This window comes from Lacipirellulaceae bacterium, from assembly GCA_040218535.1.
Classification (GTDB): domain Bacteria; phylum Planctomycetota; class Planctomycetia; order Pirellulales; family Lacipirellulaceae; genus Adhaeretor.
The window spans coordinates 1,410,011-1,428,576 of record JAVJRG010000005.1; the positions used below are offsets into that span (position 1 = coordinate 1,410,011).

Consider the following 18,566-nt stretch of genomic DNA (forward strand, 5'->3'; position numbering starts at 1 on the left):
GGGGGCTCGGGAGAGTAAACCTAAATGATGGCGACCTTTCATTCCAAGGTCGTAGTAGGGCCAACCCTAAGTAATGTGCGACAAGCGCACACCCATTTGAATGCGAGATAAAAATGAATCGTAACTTCACCCTTGCTTTGGCTGCTGTAGCACTCTGCGTTGCTTCCATGATGAGCCCAAGCGTTGCGACAGCTCAGTGCGACACGTGTGTCCAACCAACGGTTGCCTACCAACCAGTACAGCCAGTAGCGACTGTGGTTGCCCAAGAAAGAACCGGTTGGTACCCGGGGCGTTTATTGGATCGGTTGCGCATGCGTTCCTGGCGAGCACAGACACCTGCGACCGCAACCTACACGACCGCTGCGTATGCTCCCTACAATTATACGGCCGCCTACACGCCGTACACTGCGAGCTATGCACCTTACACAGCTAGTTACACTCCTTACACCGCGAGCTACACGCCTTACGTGACGGCTTATGCTCCGCTCCAGCGGCGCGTCTATCGCCCGGTCGTATTGCGTCCGGTAATCGCTGACACCGGTTGGTCAACTTGCAACTACACGCCAGCGGCAACTTGCAGCGACTGTGGCGTCGCACAAGCAGCTTACAGTGAGCCCGTTGGTGGTTGCTCCAACTGCGAAGCCGGCTCCAGCGTGCCCGACTACGCCTACGAAGATGCAGGGAGTTGGCGAGAGAGTGGATCTCAGGCATCAAGCGATCCACCAACTCCACAGCCTTCTTTGAAGCCAGAAGCCGACCCGCAGCTTTCCTACTACCGTGGCGAAGCACTCGCCAACGCCCGTGAGTTGGAAACGCTCCGTGACCGGATCGAACAACTCGAACGTGAACGCGATGCCTACCGTGGCTACGGTAGCGAACGCAAAAGCGGCTATCGCGGAGCGGACGAACCTGAGCAGTCGATCCTCAAGAAAGAACTTTCTGAGGAACCGGAAACGGATGATGGATGGCCCGGTCTGTATTCTCCGGATAACGCCACCGAAGAGGAAGACGATCCAGCCGCCAACAGTCCGTACCCACGGTGGAACGTCCCCGTGAGCGAGCGGACGGCACGTGGCCCAAGCGTGAATGTTTGGAACGCCGTTTACTCGAAGAACAGCGCTCGTGGAAGCCAAGTTAGCAACCGTCAGGTGGCGAAGCAGGCTCCCACGCAGGCTGAGATTGACGCCGTTGGCTGGCGTGCGGTTAAGCGTGATCGCTAATCCATTTCAAAAAAATTAGAGACCCAGACGCCTCGGCGGCTTCCAAGCTGCCGGGGCGTTTTTCGTTTTGGCTGTCTGCTATCGGCTATTGGCTGTCGGCTAAGCAGTCTAAACTAAACGCAACATACTTGCCGATAACCGATAGCCCGAAACCGATAGCCAAGAAAATGACTAACCGTGATATTGCCGCTGTCTTTGATCAAATCGCTGATCTCCTGGAATTTCAAAGCGCAAATCCTTTTCGGGTGCGCGCCTACCGGAACGGAGCCCGCAAGATTGGCGACTTGAGCCAGCCGCTTGCAGCGTTGGCCGAGTCGGATGAGGGTCTGACTTCAATTGACGGCATTGGCAAGGACTTGGCCGAGAAGATCACGACTCTGCTAAAGACCGGCAGCCTGCCGATGCTCGATGAGCTGCTGGCGGAGATTCCACCAACCGTGTTGGCCATATTGCGTGTGCCAGGGTTGGGTCCAAAGCGAGCGGCGGTGATTCATAAAGAACTCGGTGTGAACACGTTGGACGAGTTACGAGCCGCTTGTAAGTCGGACCAAGTGAAGGATCTGAAGGGTTTCGGTAAGAAGACGCAAGAGACGATTCTCAAGGGAATCGATATCGCGGCGCAAGCCGATGTTCGCACCAAATGGGCGGAGGCGGATGGCGTGGTGCAAGAGCTACTCGCCCACATGGAAGGAATCGAAGGGGTACGGCGGATGCAGATGGCCGGCAGTTATCGGCGAGGACGTGAGACCGTTGGTGACCTTGATCTCTTGGTGGACGCCGATGACGGTGCCGCAGCGATGACCCGTTTTGGAGAGTTTCCGGCAGTGGATGAAGTGATCGTCCGAGGCGGCACCAAGATGTCCGTTCGATTGAAAAGCGGCTTGCAAGTCGACCTGCGTGTTGTGCCCGAGCGTTCATTTGGGGCTGCGTTGCAGTACTTCACAGGCTCGAAAGACCATAACGTGGAGGTGCGTGGCCAAGCGAAAGCGCGCGGCTTGAAGGTGAACGAATGGGGCGTCTTTGAAGTCGACGGCGACGAGGAGAAGTACTTGGCAGGAGCGACTGAGGAAGAAGTTTATGCAGCGCTCGACTTGCCTTGGTTTCCGCCAGAATTGCGCGAGGCTCGCGAGGAGTTTCAATTAGCGGCAGACGAAGGTTTGCCAAGGCTGATCGAGCTGGATGACATACGTGGTGACCTGCATATGCACACCAACGCTTCCGACGGGAAGGCGACTCTTGAAGAAATGGCTGAAGCGGCTATCGCCAAGGGACTAGAATACATCGCGATTACCGACCACTCGAAACGCGTTTCGATGGCCAACGGATTAGACGGTAAGCGTTTGCTCAAGCAGTGGAAAGAAGTCGATCAGCTCAATGAGGAGCTGACCGAATTGGAGATTCTCAAAGGCATTGAGTGCGACATTCTCGAAGCTGGTGGCATGGACCTGCCGGATGAAGTGCTCGAGCAGGCCGACTGGGTTATCGCCAGCGTCCATTACGGGCAGAACCAATCTCGCGAACAAATCACCGAGCGGATTCTGGGGGCCTTGGAAAACCCGCATGTCGATATCGTTGCCCATCCCACGGGACGCCTAATCAATCGTCGCGAACGATACGAAGTCGACATTGATGCGGTGTTCGCTGCCGCGGCAGAGCAGGGGAAGTTGTTAGAGCTCAACGCCAACCCGGCTCGTCTCGATCTTGACGATGTCCACTGCGCCGCGGCCAAACGACATGGCGTGCCAATCGTCATCAGCACCGACGCGCACCACACAGGCGGCCTCGACGTGATGCGATACGGTATTCTCCAAGCACGCCGAGCAGGGCTAACGGCTGAGGACGTGGCGAATACTCGATCAGTGGCGGAGTTTAAGAAGCTGTTGACGTGACACGATGTTTCGAGCCTCCCGGCAGAATGACACGATTGTTACTTCGCTTTCGCCGCAGAAGTCACTTGCCGACGTCGTAGTAGAGCTGCTGCCGTGTCTTTCACCCCCCGCAATTCGTCAAAGAATGTGTACGAAACGCTGTAGCAAACGGGGATGATCAACAGCGTGAGCACGGACGCAAAGGCCAAGCCGAAGACGACAGCCCCGGTGAGCGGTTGCCAAAATTCTGCTCCGCCGGAGATGTTGAGCAGCAATGGAAGCAATCCACCAATAGTCGTGATCGTCGTGAGCATCACCGGGCGAAGGCGGTTGATGCCGGCTTCGATGAGCGAGTCGTAGACGTTCAAGCCTCGGGCGCGAGCTTGGTTGGTGAAGTCGACCATCACGATCGCATCATTGACGACGATGCCTGTCAGACTGACCAGCCCAATGAACGAAGCCAGGCTAAAGGGGAATCCGCAGGCCCACATCCCCAGCACGACGCCGATGAAACTTAACGGCACGGTCATCATCACGATCACGCCTTGACGGAAACTGTTGAATTGCCAGACAAGAATGCCATAAATCAGCACAACGCCGATGATCATGCTGTACAGCAAGTATCGGAAGTTCTTATCACGCTCTTCGTTCTCGCCGGTGAATTGCGCTTTGATGCCTTCCGACTCAGTAAGTGGCTGGCCGAGGAAAACCATTGAGTTCTCCTCGCTTCGTTTGAATCCTAACTCGGGAAGAATCTCGTCGGCAAGAATTTTGAAAATGTCGTCCGGTGTTTTCGACTTCTTATCGACATCGCACTTCGCGACGACTGCGCGATCACGTTCATAGCGGTTGATGCTGAACAGGCTCGTCCCGCGTTTGAGTTCGGCCAAACTGGCTAGCGAAGTCATCTGGCCGGCAGGCGTGGCGATCATCACGCGTTCGAGGGTGTTTGGGTACTTTTGAAACTCGGGGGCGAGCTGCACACGGAGGGTGATATCCTCGTCGTCGAGCGTCAGTTGGATTTGCTGATCTCCCGCGATCGCGATTTGCACCGCGCGGGCAATCATCGCCTCGTTGAGTCCCTCATACAAACCGACCACATCGGGCTTCGGTTCGATCATCAATTCGGGATTGTCAGGACGGTAGTCCGTCGAAGCATCAAGCGTGCCACGCAGGGTGCCGAGCTTCTTCGCGATAATCTGCCCCAAGTCACCCAGTTGCTCAAGGTTTTCTCCCGTCAATCGCACCGCCACATCCGCACCGCCAGGCGGGCCGTCTTCGACAGGCTCGATGGACATTTTCATGCCGGGCAGCAGTTTGATGTTTCGGCGAAGATCGTCAATCACTTCTTGTTCGTGGACGTCACGGTCAAGCGGTGAAAGCATTTCGACCATGATCTCCGCGAACTCCGGTCCCGAGGCAGAGTCTTCATCAACGCGTATCGCCATGCCGCCGGCTGAGCCGATCGCGGAGACGTAGTGCTTGATGACTCCCATCTCTTCCCATTTGCGAAGTGGTTCGATCACGACTTCAGAGGCGGCGAGAGTTTCCTCGATGCTGTAACCGAGCGGTAGTTCGTACTTAATGGTGAACTGCCCCCGATCGCTTGTCGGGAAGAAGACGAAGCCGAGTTCTTTGTAGAGCCTGCCAGCGCCGACGACGGCCAAAAAACAAAGAATCAAAACCGAAGCACGGTTGGCGAGTGACGTGCGAAGGATCGCTGCGTAGATCCGCGTTCCCCAGCCTAAATTAGGCCGAACGCGAAGCTCACCACTCGCTTTTTGTTCTTCAGCGATCGCGCTATCTTTGGGTTCTTGCTTCCGATACCAACGCGCCGCTAGTGTTGGGATGATGAAGTGATCGACCAGTACCGAACCTAACAGGGCCACGCTTACGACTTTAGGCATCACGCCCATGAAGTCGCCCATGATGCCGGGAACGAGCAACATCGGGCCGAACGCGGCGACGGTTGTTAGGTCGGCAGCGATGACCGGTAAGCCGACTTCTTCAATGCCGACTTTCGCGGCATCGATCGGGTCTTCGCCGCGCTCGATGTGGCGGTGGATATTCTCCGCCACAATGATGGCACCGTCGACAACCATCCCCAGCACGAGAATAAACGCGAACACCACCATGTTGGAAACGGGGATGCCGCTGGCGTAGAGGAAAACCAAGGCGACGGCGGAACTGAACGGAATCGCCAGGAGAACGAGGATGGAAATCCGCAGGCCCATCGACCATGCAAGTATCACCAGGACGAGCATCGCGCCGAAAATAGCGCTTGAGCCCAGCACACGAAACATGACCCAGATCTCTTCGGACGTGTCGCGGGTCGTCGCAAAGTCGATGTCGGGGTACTGCTGGCGGAGGTCTTCGACCAGGGAGTTGATTGCTTGGGCGGCACCCAGCGTGTTGATATTCGATTCTTTGTAGATGATGATCGTCGCGCATTCGCGACCGTCAATCTGCGAGAAACTCTTCACGCGACGATGGGTATCAATCACGTCCGCGACATCGTCAACGGTAATGGCCCGTCCCCCGACGTTGCTGACGATGGCTTCGCGGATGTCTTCGACGCCCCGGAACTTGGCCTCGACACGCAGGATGCGATCGTAGTTTTCCGTGTCGAGCGAACCAGCCGGTATTTTCGCGTTGAAGGCACGCAGGGATTCGAGAAGTTGATTGAGGGTGATTCCGTACTCGGCCAATAGATCAGGGTTCGCGTTGACGTGGATCTCTCGTTCTTTGCCACCGTAGAGCTGCGTGCTTGCCACGCCATCGATATCGGCCTTGATCCGTTCTTCAACTTCCTCGGCGACTTCCTTTAACGAGCGGTCGTCATAGCCTTCGGGTCCCGTCAGCGTGACCATCATCAGCGGCATGTTCTCAAAGTCGATCTTCGTGACGACGGGCTGAATTTCGCGACCTAGAGGAAGTTCGTTACGGATGCGGTCGACGAGGTCTTTGACTTCGCGTTTCGCCTCGTCGGGATCGACGCCGTCAAGGAAAATGACTTGCGTAATGCTCGCCCCGCGCATGTTCGTCGAGGCGATAAAGTCGACGCTCTGCAGCTCGCCAAGGACGTCTTCGACCTTGCGGGCGATTTCGTTTTCGGCTTCGCTTGGCTGGGCGTCAGGGTAGGGGATCGCTACCAGGACGACAGCCTTGGTGATTGCCGGCGTGCGTTGGACCGGCGTGAATGTTGCCGCGTAGAACGCCATCATCAGTGTTAGGATCGTGAGGATCAACACTGAGCGAGGATGATCGATGGCTTGTGAGCTAAGCTTCACGGCAATTAGTGTTTCCGCTGCATGAGTTACCGGGAGCTAACGCCCGGCGGCTGATGATGTTTCGTTATGGCTTTGCTGCCGTTTGAACCGAGGGCTGTGCGTCGGGCGACTCCAGGCCCTCAGTGATCCGAACAAGTTGCCCCGAGGCGAGTCGGTGTTGTCCACGGACGATGACTTTCGTGAGATTAAGCTCCTCGCCATCGCAGATTGCAGGGACAACGACATGCTCTCCTTGATCGACCCAGTCGGTTAGTTCCACCTTACGAGCCCGATAGATGTCCGCTTTGCCGACCGACCAGTAGAGCATCTCAAGATCAACGGCTTCCTTGTCGACGGTGTAGAGGTAAGCTCTGTCCTGACGGTAAATCACCGCGAAAGTTGGGACTTCGTAACCCTCGACCCGATCGACCACAAGTTGAGCCGTGGCGACCATGCCGGGGCGGAGGAGTCTCTCGTCGTTGGGGATTCGCACCTCGACTTCGAAGAGACTCGTTCGTGGATCGGCAACCTCCGCGATGTGATAGACCTCTCCTTCGAGCGTCGGCCAAGGGTTGCCGAAAGTGTCTTTGCCTTCGAGCTGAATATGCACGCGGAAGACGCGATCCTCTTGGGAGGTCGATTCACTGGCTTGTCGACTTTCGATCGCTCGCTGTCGCGCTTCGAGTTCACGAATACGTGACTCAGGGACGTTCAATACCAGAAGGACATCTTCGTTCTGAACCAGTTCGAACGCCATCTGTTGCATGGTGACGGTTTCGCCCGAATTGACCATGCGGCGGGAAATCGTAGCATCGACGGGCGCGCGTAGGGTAGCATCCTCGAGGTTTTTCGTAACGACTTCCAACTGCGAACGGGCCATCGCTTCGTCGGTTACCAGGCGTTGCAGTTGCGAATCGGTCACAGCGGCTGGGTTGCGTTCGCGGATCCTTTGTGAGCGCTTCAAATCAGAAGAGGCCTGCTCAAGTCGTGCGACTGCCTCGCCCCGTTGTGCGCGAAATACGCGGTCATCAAGCGTGGCTAGAACTTGACCCGCCTTGACACGATCACCTTCGTCGAGTGTTCTCCCCGATTCGCTATTGCCCAATGACGTCACGCGACCTGGGGATTCAAACCCAATGGAAAAGGTTTCCCACGGCCGGATCTTCCCTGCGTAAGTCATGGTGACTTCGCAGACTTTGCGTTCCACCGAAGATATTGAGACCGGCGCTTTCGGTGCGGTGGAGACTGGGAGTTCTCGGACAACGGCAACTTGACTCTTGCCATTTGCCTTCCCACCACGACTCATTTGCCACATCACCCAGCCCGAGAAAATCGTCAGTGCGATGAGCACCGCGTAGTGGAGAAACTTCTCGGTCAAACGCTTCATGGTTGCGAGGGTGGCTGGCTGAGGCGGGGGGTGACTGGCGGGCACGTTCTTCCATCATAAATCGGACGCCAGGTGGCGGCAATGCGAGCCAAAAGAAACGATGCGAAACAACCTGATGTCATTCCGACGGGAGGCTCGCCGACCGAAGAATCTAGTGTGAACTCTTGTTCGGACGAGATTCCTTCCCGATGTCTCGGGACTGGGGCTCGCTCGGAATGACACGATGGTGACCAACTAGCAAGAGCCTATCAAAGTCCCTCAAAAAGCGCCGAACCGATACGAACCAGAGTTGCCCCCTCGGCAATCGCAGTCTCGAAGTCGCCGGTCATACCCATTGAGAGTTCTGGAAGCTTCACGCGCCGGAATTCGGCAAAAAGCTTACCGCGTAGTTCCCGCAATGCGGCGAAGTTTTTCCGAGCGACATCGACACCCCCTTCGCGTGCGGCCATGGTCATGAGGCCTTGGACTTCCACATGCGGGTAATTCACGAGTGAACCAACAAGCTCGCGCGTTTGCTCTGCGGTGAGACCATGTTTTTCAGCGTCACCCGAAGTGTTGACTTCAAGGAGGACTCGGCTGGTGTTGCCGCTCTGCGAGGCAGCTTTGTTGATCACCTTCAACAAGCGGGCACTATCGACGCTGTGGATAAGATCCGCACAAGCAGCGGTGCGTGCGGCTTTGTTGCGTTGCAAGTGGCCGATGAGATGCCACTCGGCGTTTTGCAGCTCGTGTGCGTCGTGCTTTTCCCAGAGTTGCTGGGGCCGACTTTCGCCGAGAAGTTTTGCACCCGCGTTGAAGAGCGCAGCCGTTTCTTCGATACCGACGTATTTGCTGACGGCGACGATCTTTACTTCGTCAGCGTCGCGACCCGCCGCCTGGGCAGCTTCGGCAACGCGATCCTGCACGCGACGATAGTTGTCGGCGATGATTTGAGGGCTAGCTGCGTCCATATTCGAGGAGGAGTCCGCTACCGACCATCGATTTCGATGAGCTCTTCCGCCTCGCCCTCGGGTGCTAAGAATCGCGCGACGAAAAACTCCGAAGAGATGTTTTGACCGATGAAGGTGCGATTCGCTGTGTCGGCTAAAGAGCGATACATGACCCACTGATCCTTCCCACACTGTGCACGAAATGCGACGGCCACATCGCGGCTGACTGTCTCTAACGATTCGGCAACCGTGAGTTGCCGCCAGGTACATTCCTTTTGGGCGCGGCGTGGATTCAAATCGATGAACAGTGGTGCGCAAATCGCTTCGAGTGGTTGTTGTTGACGGAGAGTCAATTGAGTTGGCTTGTCTTCTTCGACCTCGGCAACCAGCGTTCCGCCGCGCGGATCGACACGCCATTCTGGAAGTGCCAGTGGAAGAACTTTGCCAATGGCTTTCTCGCTAACAAGCAGTCCCTCGCGCGTTTCGCTGTTCGGTTCGAAGGCGACTCCCTCGGCCAACGGCAGGCTCCATGTGTGAGTGATGAGGTCAGCCTGCGGACGCATCACGTTGTCTGCGAGCAGTAAGAAGTCGTCATCGCGAGCCAACAGGATTTGTCGCTCAAGCGTTCCGCCTCCGACGAGATCAATGGAGAGCTCTAGGTAGTCCACCTCCTCGTCGCTGAACCAGCAAACCTCTTCCCAAGTTCCCGTGGGGCGGAGGAGTGTACCGTCCGCTTCGCTGCCAAAGTCCCAGGGGCCCGCGAACAAGGTGCGTCCGCCGGCTGAAACCTCAAGCTGGATTGCGGAACCCGAAAAGTCGACAGCCACACGAGCCGCTTTCCGCGACCAATTGGTGCGTAAGATCGCAAGCCCGGCCCACTCGCAGCGATCAGCCGTTTCCGGTAGGGCCGCGTTCTTCTTGATCTTTGGATCGGAGTAGATCTTTTTTCCCAAAGACTCGGTCGCCGCTGACCGATCAGCCGCGTCGCCGGCGAGGTCGAGCATCGTGGCGACGAAATCTTTTTCCCAGGCGACCTCCTTCGCGGCAAGTAACTGCGAGCCGTCAGCTCGTGTCCAGCGTAGCGCTTGGGTAACGCTCCAGGCGTACTGCGCGGCGGCACTGGCCGACCAAGCATTCTTCTTGAACGTTTCGCCGATGATTGCCGAACGGGTCCAACTCGCCAACAGAGGTCGCCAAACGGTGAGCAGTGTTCCGTGGCAAAGTCCCTCGCCGTTGAGCACTTCTTCAAGGTTCGTTGTGAGACGTTCTCGCGCTTCGCTGCGCAAATCGTGCAACGGTTTCATTTCAGGAAACAGATAGGCGAGTGTTAGCGGAAGTTCACCGGCAACTAATTGTTGTGCAAGTGTCTTCTCCGGCGGGAGGTCGAGATCCGTCTGCCAAGAGCTGGCGGCAACGGCGGTTTCGTACAAGGCGTCGAGCGCCTGCCACCAAATTTCTCCGTCTAAGTCGGAGGCGACCTCGGGCAGAATCCTTGCAACCGCCAGCGAAGCCAAAGCGGCGTCAAAACTCTGCGGCAGTTCTCGATAGTCTTTCAACCACGACTGGACTGCTGTTTCAGCTCGCCGGAGCGACTTGCCTTTCAACCCGGACTTCCCTGCCTTGAGCGACTCGTCATTCGCCTTCAATAGCGCTAGAGTCGTAGGAGCAAGTGACTCTCGATTCAATCCCCAGCCTAGCGGCGATTGCGAAAGCGTCCTTCGATAGAGTTCAGTTGACTTCAGTGTTTTGCGGACCTGCAGGTGTTTCTTCCAGGGGCTATCTTTGCTCTCGGGTGCTTCTTTCGCCTTCTTCGGAGCGGCCCGTCGCCAAAACTTTGCCTGGCTTGCTGAAGCAAGTAGGTTCGGGGTGCCGTTGGAATGTTTCACGGCCCCGTTGGTCGAGTTGGTTGGAACTAAGGTTTGTGACATTGTCTCAAGCGTCGAGTTCTGGCTAGTATCAGGGGCAAACGTTACTGAGAGTCGCTGAAGTGCCTACTATGTTGTTTCACTTATCCGATGGCAAGGATTTTACCGCGCAGATGGGTAATTCTCCCAGGGGCTAGGGGTATGAAATCTTCGGGTGCCTTTAACTCAGGGCGAGCGTGATTTGATAGAATGTGAGAGCCGTTTCGTCGTGTGGTGGCGATCTCTCCCAGCTCAGATTCATTAGGAAGTATGGCTCATGGAACGAATCAACGAACTGCGATTAGCCTGGCTGGTCGTTCTCTGCTGCTTGCTCAGTCTTGCACCAGTAAACGCTGACGAAGCCGAGCAAGCGCATGTTGCGCTCGTTGCCGAAGGCGAAGCTGAGCCGCTGGAAGATGCCATCGATTTTTCACCTGCGGAGAGACCCAGATTGCCAGACCCGGTTGGTGCCGTTCTACTAGTTCCGCCTACGGAGCCAGACCGCGTGTGGGTCGATAAAAAGAAGCGGTCGGTGATCGTCGATGGCTATGTGACACTTCAAGAGGGCTATCTGGAAATGTTCGCCTGCATCGCGGGCACCAAAGAGCATGAAGCAGTGGTCTCGCTCGAATCGCGAGCTTTTCTCATGCACACGGGGCTGCTTGCCGTGGGAGCGAAGCCGGGCAAGACAGCGATCTACCTGCCCGAGTTACGTCCCGTTTTGGCGTTCGACTTTTTTTTCTCCGACATTGCCACCGCGTATTCGACGCCCCAGTTTTTCCCTCCCACAGGAACGGAGATTGAGGTCACCGTTCACTGGCTCGACCGAGAGGGCGTGTGGCAACAGGCCCGCGCGCAGGATTGGGTGATCGACGGCAATACGGACAAACCGATGACCCAACCCTGGGTGTTCGCCGGCAGCGGTTTCTGGAAAGACGAACAAACCGGCAAGGAACACTACCTGGCCGAATCAGGTGATGTGATTTGCGTCAGCAACTTCAGCACGGCAATGCTCGACGTGCCAATTGAGAGCAGCCAGCAGAACGATGGGCTCATCTTTACTGCGAATCCGAAGAAGGTGCCGCCGTTGGGGACGCCGATTCGGTTGGTGTTGACGCCGAAGTTTGTTCAGGAGCAGGGAAGTGACAGTGAAGCCAATAACTAAACGTCAGTTTGATAGAATCGCGTGTGAGCTATTTGGGACAATACTGAGTCCACATGGGTTCTCCTGCGAGGATTCCATGCATTGCACTTTCGTACGTAAGATCAGTGAGGATGTCTTGCACATAGTTCTACCGGATCCAGGAACTCGATGTGCATGGTACGATGTGAATGTGTTTCCTACTTCACCGAGATTCTACGACGACTTCGCTCAAACATATCCCGATAATCTTGGGTTTACGCTCGACTCCTGGTCTAAGCTGAGTGAAACAGCAGGCGTCGGAATGGATCAGCAACGATTCAACTGTAAATACGAATCTAATATGCGTAATCGGTTTGCACAGACTGTCGCTGGACTCCTAGAGAATGTCGCAGTTCCGTTCTTAGACAGAATACGAACTTACAATGATATTCTTCCACTTTTACGGGGGCCATTCGCTCGCTTTCGAGATGGCGAATAAGAAAACGACGGGTTTGGAGTTTCTTACCGTTGTAAAGGCGCGACGACAATAAGGATTTGCGGCGTCAGTGTTATCTAGGTCTCAATTAGTTTGGCTTGAACGTGCCACGTATCGGCCTCGTTAATGTCCCGTCGGTTGGTTGCCTCTTTGCTCGGCCGATGGTCAAGCTTGCGAACCTACCCAGGGCTGCGACCACACTCGCTTATGCTCGTGATGGTCTTGCCCTGGGCTATGGTAGTTGCGCCCCTTCGGGGCTGAATCGATTAGTAACCGAAGCGTGATGCCTTTGCTACTGCACCGCCAACCCCGTCTTCCCATCACTCACATCAAACGAATAGAGCAAATCCTGATCTCGCAGATACAGCCTGCCGTTGCTCACAACGGGCTGCGTCCAAATGCGGCCTTTGTCTTTGCGGATTTCGCTGAGCGGGCTTAGGGTGAAACGGCCGTGTTCTTTCCAGCCTTCGGGTGAGGCATCGGCAAGGACGGCGATCCCCTCGTCTTTGCTGAAGCAGTAGAGACGGTTGTCGGCGTAGGCGATTGAGCCTTTGCCGAGGGCTTCTCGTTCGCGCCAGACGGACTTGCCGCTGAGGAAATCTTGGCAGACCCAGCCGACTTTGTCGGAGTGACCAAAAAGATGGTCGCCGATCAGGACAACGCCACCGTGGTGGTTTTTCATCACCTTGTTGTCGTAGGCAACGTCAACGTTGTACTGAGCGTCAATAGAAACGAGCATGCTGCCGACGCCGTAGCCGCTGGTGAAGTAGACGTGATTGTCACGCAGGATGGGCGTCGGAACAACGGCCACGCGCCCTGGCCAGGGAGTCTGCCAAAGCATGTCACCGGTCGCCGCATCAACGCCGACGCCTTTGTCGACCAGCAGTTGAACGATTTCCGCCTTGCCGTTTCGCTGGGTGAGCATGGTGGATGAATAGTGGGCGCCTGAGGTGAGCTCAGCGGACTGCCAGACGAGCTCGCCGGTTGACTTGTCGAGCGCGACGATCGCTCCTTCCTTGCCACCAGGAGTGACGATGACATGCCCTTGGTGAATCAACGGCGACTCACTGTAACCCCAGAAAGGCGGTCCTTTCGAACCCAAGTCAACCATCGACTTCTGCCAGACCAGCTCGCCCGAAGGTGCTTCCACACAAATGAGATTGCCTTGCGCACCAAGTGCGTAGATACGATCTCCATCAACGGTCGGCGTACTGCGAGGTCCATTCCCCCAGCCGTTTTCAAATTCAGTCCCGATGTCGGTGAACCAAAGCTCCTCGCCGGAGTTCGTGTTTAACGCAATCAGTTTCTCGACACCATCGCGTGAGCCGAGGATGTAAATCCGGTCTCCAACAACCGCCGGGCCCGAATAGCCAATGCCGCAATCCTTAAAAACCCATTTCTGCGGCGGCCCCGCTGCGGGCCACTCTTGGAGCAGGCCGGTTTCCTTCGAGACTCCATCGCGTCGCGGCCCGCGCCATTGGGGCCAATCTTCGGCTTGAAGGTTTGTTGTGAGTGCTAGGAAGAGCAGGGAGATAGAAAAAAAGTACTGCTTCGAGTAGGCGGGCGGCATGCGGGGTCTCTCCTCCGTGGGAATTGGCAGGTCCCTAGCTGGCAAGCTACCTTGCAGCTAAGGCGTCTACAAATTACCACGGAGCGGTCGCGCGGTGCAACGCGTCGATTAGCAGAATCCTATCCTTGTCATCCGTGCAATCCGTGGCCAATTCTTACTCGATTCCCCGGTCGGTTTGCTTAGATGCTTCATTGATGAGCTCGAAATACTGCTCAATTGCCGAACGGTAGTCGGCGGGAGGCAATTTGCCATCGCCTTGGAGGATGCCATCTTCAAGTTCCGAGGCTAACTTATTCCAAGCGGTCGAACGCCGCTTCTCGCTTTTGGGCTTCTTCAGTCGGGCCGTCTCTTGAGCACGACGAGCACGGGCCATTGCCCGTTGTTGGGCCCGACGAGCGGCGCGGCGCATGCGTTGTTGTTCTTGACGCAACTGTGCCATGAGCATCCCACCGCCTCCGCCTCCGCCGTTGCTGGGGTTCGTCCAGTCGGACATTGTTTGCAAATTTGAACGTCGAGGGGGGATGCCCAACACGTCTTCGAAGTTCCGTTCTTGCTCGAGTGCTGCTAGAAGTTCATCAAGAGTTGGGTCACGTAAGAGCGAGGCGATGGGGTCTTCAACAGGCAGCTCGTCGAGGTACTTCACGGCAGCAGCGACCATTTTGTCGAACTCTTTTTCTGATAAGCGAAGAGTTGCGGCGGCTGCTTCGGTATGCTTCTCCGCCAAAGGAAGGGTGTTCTTACGGAGTGCGAATCCGCTGCGGTATTGGTTCGGGAGAATCTGCTTGTCGAATGCATTCATCAAGGCACGCGAGTGCTGGGCGACGTCGGCGGGAAGCGTGTTGTCTTGACGCTGCATCGTGATGGCGAGCGTTTGCTCGACATTGCCAAGCTCGGCAGCAAGAGCGTCTGTGTTTTCCGCGAGTTGCAGTTGGGCGATCTCACCGACGCGGTGGAACTCTCCGTCCTCGTATGCCGCGAGTTGTTTCATCCAGTATCCGACTCGCTTATTCAGGCGCGCCGCTTCCGCAAGACGATTCAGAACGAAATTGCCCAGCTGCCCCGAGTCGTCCGTCGGCTGGGCCTGTAGCAAGGCGGCTTGCATCTCGCGTAAGTGACCTTGCAGGCTCTCACCGTGTTCTCGTAATTCTTCGATGGCGTCGGCGGCTTGGTCGGGATCGCTCGTGACGAACCGATCGGCAGCGTTCTGCAATTGACGAGCGGTGCCCGCAGCACGCTCAACAGCTGTTTCTGCCTCGACGAGCTCGCTTGAGCCGAGGCGTTTGTTCAGGGGCATCCAGATTTCGTAGTGGTCGTTCAGGTCTGCCGCATCCGCAGCGATGACTCCTGCGTGGTCGGCGAATCTTCCTGTGAGCAGTTCCGCGGGATTGTCTCCGTTGCCGCTAAGGGCGGCAATTTCCTCAGCGAGCAATTCTTGATCTTGGCGAATCTCCGAGAGTTGCTTACGGAAGGTGCTTGCTCGGTTCCTCAATGAGTCCATAAAACGTCGTAAGAGGCGTGGATCTTCGGCGAGAATCCTCGCCAGCTCGGCGCGAAGATCACGACGCATTTCGAGCACTTCGCGGAGACGTTTTAGGTATTCTTCGTCAAGTTCGAACTCTGCGATTTTCCGCGGCACTTTGCTGTTGCCGTCTTCGCTGGGGCTGAGCATGGCGAAGGTGTCTTCGATGAACACCCGATACATCTGCTTCACGCGTTCGGTCCGTTCGGCGAATTCAAGTTCGGTCTTTACTCCCTCGTAGCGTTTCTGGAGGCCCGCCAGCAACTCGCGGGCACGGACGGTGTGCTGCCAAGCGGCTTGGACGGCAGCTTGGCGACGATCTTCGCCCGTTTGCAATGCTTTCCAGAGCTGGTCGTTGGCTGGCTCAATGTGTGCAAGTCCGATGTCGGAGAGTTGTAAGCCAATAAAGGCATAGGGCGTGCCGCGGCTAATACCGCCAAGGTCGGCAATCAGCTTTAGGGACTCGTCGAGTGGTTTTGCCGCGTCGTCGACTTCTCGGTCGTGTCGAACTTGCCAGTTGGGATCTTCTTCGAGCGCATCGAGCAGATTGCGCGAGATTTTTTCGCTGCTGGCGAGCAGTTTGTCGAGTCTGGCCAGTCGCGGCGCAATTGCCATTTCTAGCTTGGCACGGCGTTGTCCCTCAAAACTACCCGCCCACTTGTCGACTTTGATTCCCATGCGTTGGCTCGATCCTGATTGGGGAACATCAAGGCTGCGACGCTGCATGTCGTCCGCGGGGGGAGGGTCGGACGCGGCTTGGTTTTGAGACTGCTCAGCGTTAGGACTGCTTGACGACTGTGAACGATTTGATTGAGTACGATTCGCGTTCTGGCTGGAACTGCTTGGATTCTTTTCGGACAGTTGACCGGTGGAATCGTTCTCGACGTTGGCAGAATCACTCGGTTGCGAGACTTCGTTTTGATCGCTTTCTTTTCCAGGGCTGGCCTTCTCGGGGGACTTTCTCATTGTTCCGTCAGGATTGATGGACGGATTTTCCGACGGGTTTGCCTGTTGGCTGTCAGATGTTTCTGTCGGGTTCTGTGAACCTTCCATTTCGGCGTCCTCGTCGGTGGTTAGGACGTTTCGCCGATCGGTAGTTGCTGATCGCGGCTCCTTTGGGGTCTCGGCATCTTCGGTTCCCGACGGATTGGCTGCGTTGTCAAAGGAATCGGACGACTTGCCTTGTGCGGAGGTTGACTCCTTGGTCATTTTCTCGGACGTAGGAGCAGAGTCGCTTGTTGCGTTGTCTGCCGACTTCTCGAACTTCGTTTCTTGAGCTTCGTTAGTTTCATCACTATTTGGTCTTGCGTCCCGCATAGCCGTTTCCGCGGCTTCTGTCGGCTCGCTCTTCGCGTTGAGTGGTGCGGTCGCACTCTGTTCTTCGGATGGCTTTCCGTTTTTGTTTGAACGGCTAGGATTGGTCGTGCTCTGTGATTGACCTTCAGGTGTTGCAGCGTTGGCCGTCGCTTGGTTGCTCGGAGACGGTTGCGCTTGGAAAGCTTCTCCGATTGATGCTATCTCTTGATTCAGTTCCCCAGCGGCTTGTGGAGAGTCGGTAACGGGTTCGCTACTTTGAGTCTGTGACGCAAGGTCCGAATCCGACGGCTGGGTTTCTGCTTGCGGGGAGTTTGAAGGAACTCCATTTGAAGTCGAAGGAAGAGCTTGTTCTGTATCGACACTGGCGAGTTGCTCCTCTGCGGTTGTTCTTTTGCGCTCTGCGTCATTCGAGTCAGCAGGAGTTTTTTCATTGGCGACGCTTTCGTTTTTCGCGCTAGTTGCCTGGGCGACAGACTTGGTTTGCTGACCGCGCTGCTCGTCAACGCGGACGGCGTAGCTGAGAGATTCTCCGTCTTGCACAGGGAATTGAGAGAGATCAAGCTCGGTCGTCGCTCTCACGCGGCGACGCCCCGACTGCTCGCCAAGGTCGATCGGCAAAGTTGCCAGGATCTCCGCTTGGTCGCCCGCCTTCATTGGCTCTTTGAAGACGACAAGCTCCGCGGCACCAACGCCGATGTCGTCTTCCGCGGTGAATTCAATCTCGATCGTATCGTCAGGTCGCACGGCGATCGTGTCGTCTGGGCTCAGCACGCGGACTACGGGGGGACGGTCAGGGTAGACGCTGATTTGGCAGACAGGAGGTCGACGATTCTTGAGGCCGTGTGACTCAGTCATACGCAATTCGAATTCGAAACCTTCTTCGAGCTCGACAGACCAGCGGTGCCAGCCGTCGGAATCGAGAGGTAAGACTTCCGGCGATCCGTTCTTGCGGCTGAGTTCGAAACGGGTGACTTCGCGCTTGGTTTGCACCCGCAGATCGAGCCGCGTTCCTTTCAACGCGGAAAGTCGCCGTGGAAGTTTCTTTAGTTCTTTGCTTTTGTGTCCCGTATAAGCTGGGGGAGTTAGCAGCAGCCGGACCTTTCCGATCTCAGGTCGATCGGCAACGGTCACCTGGAACCATTCTGTTCGGTCGTCGCCTGCTGCTAGCCGGTACTTCATGGACTGCTTGACGGAGCGAATGCGGTGTTTCAGTTCTGCGGGTGAGTCGCCTCGGGGGGTGAGCTTCAGCAGTTTCTCTTTTTCGTTCTGCTGGATGGCGAGTGAAGCCTCTTCGACCGGCTTTCCTTCAAGATACGCGTTGATGAACAGCGGCTCGCCTCGCCCAACCAAGATGTTTCCGGTTGGTTCTTCGATACGCGTGGCCGTGATTGACGCACTAGGAGACCAAAAACGCTTCAACAAAACAGCCGTTTGTTGCCAATCGAAGATCGTCGCAAGCAGTAAAGTGAGGGTGACTGCATTGAGGATGAGAAAGGCACGCGTAAGGCCTTCCAAGTGAACGACCCGTTTCGGATCGACGTGTGGTTCCCAACGAGTCGCTTCGCCAGCGACTTGTTGGAAGATCGCAGGGTGAGCAACTCCGTCCTCCTGGTCCGCTTCAGCAAGTGCTGCGACCGTCGACCAGCGTTCCTCAAGTTCGGGGACACCCAGATCGACAGCCGAAGCGACGCGGCGGTCGGAACGAGAGCGACGCCAAATCCGCACCGCCCAACCAATCGCGGTCAGCCCCGCTGCAATCAGCGTCGCGATCGTGAGAAAGCGTCGCAAAGGGGAGTCGTAAAGTGTCGCCAGATAATCAATGAGCATTGCCAGGCCCATTCCCGCCAGCAGCACTGAGAGCCCCACGACGACCGCGGTCGCGACACCCACGCTACGTTGGCGAGCGCGGACCTTGCGGATTTTTCCAGCGACGGGTTGGGGAACGGAGTAGGAGGTGGACATGG

9 protein-coding genes are annotated in these 18,566 nt (G+C 56.4%); 3 read left to right on the plus strand and 6 right to left on the minus strand.

What is annotated here, in order from left to right; all coding sequences use genetic code 11:
- The first annotated feature begins 113 nt into the window (after nt 1-113).
- Nucleotides 114-1,220 (plus strand): hypothetical protein, encoded by a 1,107-nt coding sequence (locus RIB44_06000; GenBank protein ID MEQ8616128.1) that lies wholly within the window; start codon nt 114-116, stop codon nt 1,218-1,220.
- A gap of 167 nt (nt 1,221-1,387) precedes the next feature.
- Complete coding sequence (gene polX, locus RIB44_06005) at nt 1,388-3,109, plus strand: DNA polymerase/3'-5' exonuclease PolX (GenBank protein MEQ8616129.1); 1,722 nt, start codon at nt 1,388-1,390, stop codon at nt 3,107-3,109.
- A gap of 38 nt (nt 3,110-3,147) precedes the next feature.
- Here polX and RIB44_06010 read toward each other — a convergent pair whose 3' ends face one another.
- The 4 genes from RIB44_06010 to RIB44_06025 all read right to left on the minus strand — a co-directional run bounded on the left by RIB44_06010 (nt 3,148) and on the right by RIB44_06025 (nt 10,601).
- Entirely contained in the window at nt 3,148-6,378 is a 3,231-nt protein-coding gene (locus RIB44_06010; GenBank protein MEQ8616130.1) for an efflux RND transporter permease subunit, read from the minus strand.
- Nucleotides 6,379-6,442: 64 nt separating this feature from the next.
- The gene (locus RIB44_06015; GenBank protein MEQ8616131.1) at nt 6,443-7,744 is read right to left on the minus strand and encodes an efflux RND transporter periplasmic adaptor subunit; all 1,302 of its coding nucleotides are present in this window, start codon (nt 7,742-7,744) and stop codon (nt 6,443-6,445) included.
- A 248-nt stretch (nt 7,745-7,992) separates the two neighbouring features.
- On the minus strand, nt 7,993-8,694 hold the full coding sequence (locus RIB44_06020; protein ID MEQ8616132.1) for a YggS family pyridoxal phosphate-dependent enzyme: 702 nt from the start codon (nt 8,692-8,694) through the stop codon (nt 7,993-7,995).
- 17 nt (nt 8,695-8,711) lie between these two features.
- Nucleotides 8,712-10,601: a hypothetical protein gene (locus RIB44_06025; GenBank protein ID MEQ8616133.1), complete on the minus strand. Its 1,890-nt coding sequence runs from the start codon at nt 10,599-10,601 to the stop codon at nt 8,712-8,714.
- A 253-nt stretch (nt 10,602-10,854) separates the two neighbouring features.
- Between RIB44_06025 and RIB44_06030 the strand changes: the two genes are divergently transcribed.
- The gene (locus tag RIB44_06030; protein ID MEQ8616134.1) at nt 10,855-11,742 is read left to right on the plus strand and encodes a YdjY domain-containing protein; all 888 of its coding nucleotides are present in this window, start codon (nt 10,855-10,857) and stop codon (nt 11,740-11,742) included.
- Nucleotides 11,743-12,488: 746 nt separating this feature from the next.
- On the opposite strand, the gene RIB44_06035 is transcribed toward RIB44_06030, so the two are convergent.
- Together RIB44_06035 and RIB44_06040 are read right to left on the minus strand one after the other, a co-directional pair.
- Nucleotides 12,489-13,766: a PQQ-like beta-propeller repeat protein gene (locus tag RIB44_06035; GenBank protein MEQ8616135.1), complete on the minus strand. Its 1,278-nt coding sequence runs from the start codon at nt 13,764-13,766 to the stop codon at nt 12,489-12,491.
- A gap of 154 nt (nt 13,767-13,920) precedes the next feature.
- On the minus strand, nt 13,921-18,564 hold the full coding sequence (locus tag RIB44_06040) for a hypothetical protein (GenBank protein ID MEQ8616136.1): 4,644 nt from the start codon (nt 18,562-18,564) through the stop codon (nt 13,921-13,923).
- Between the last annotated feature and the right edge of the window lie 2 nt (nt 18,565-18,566).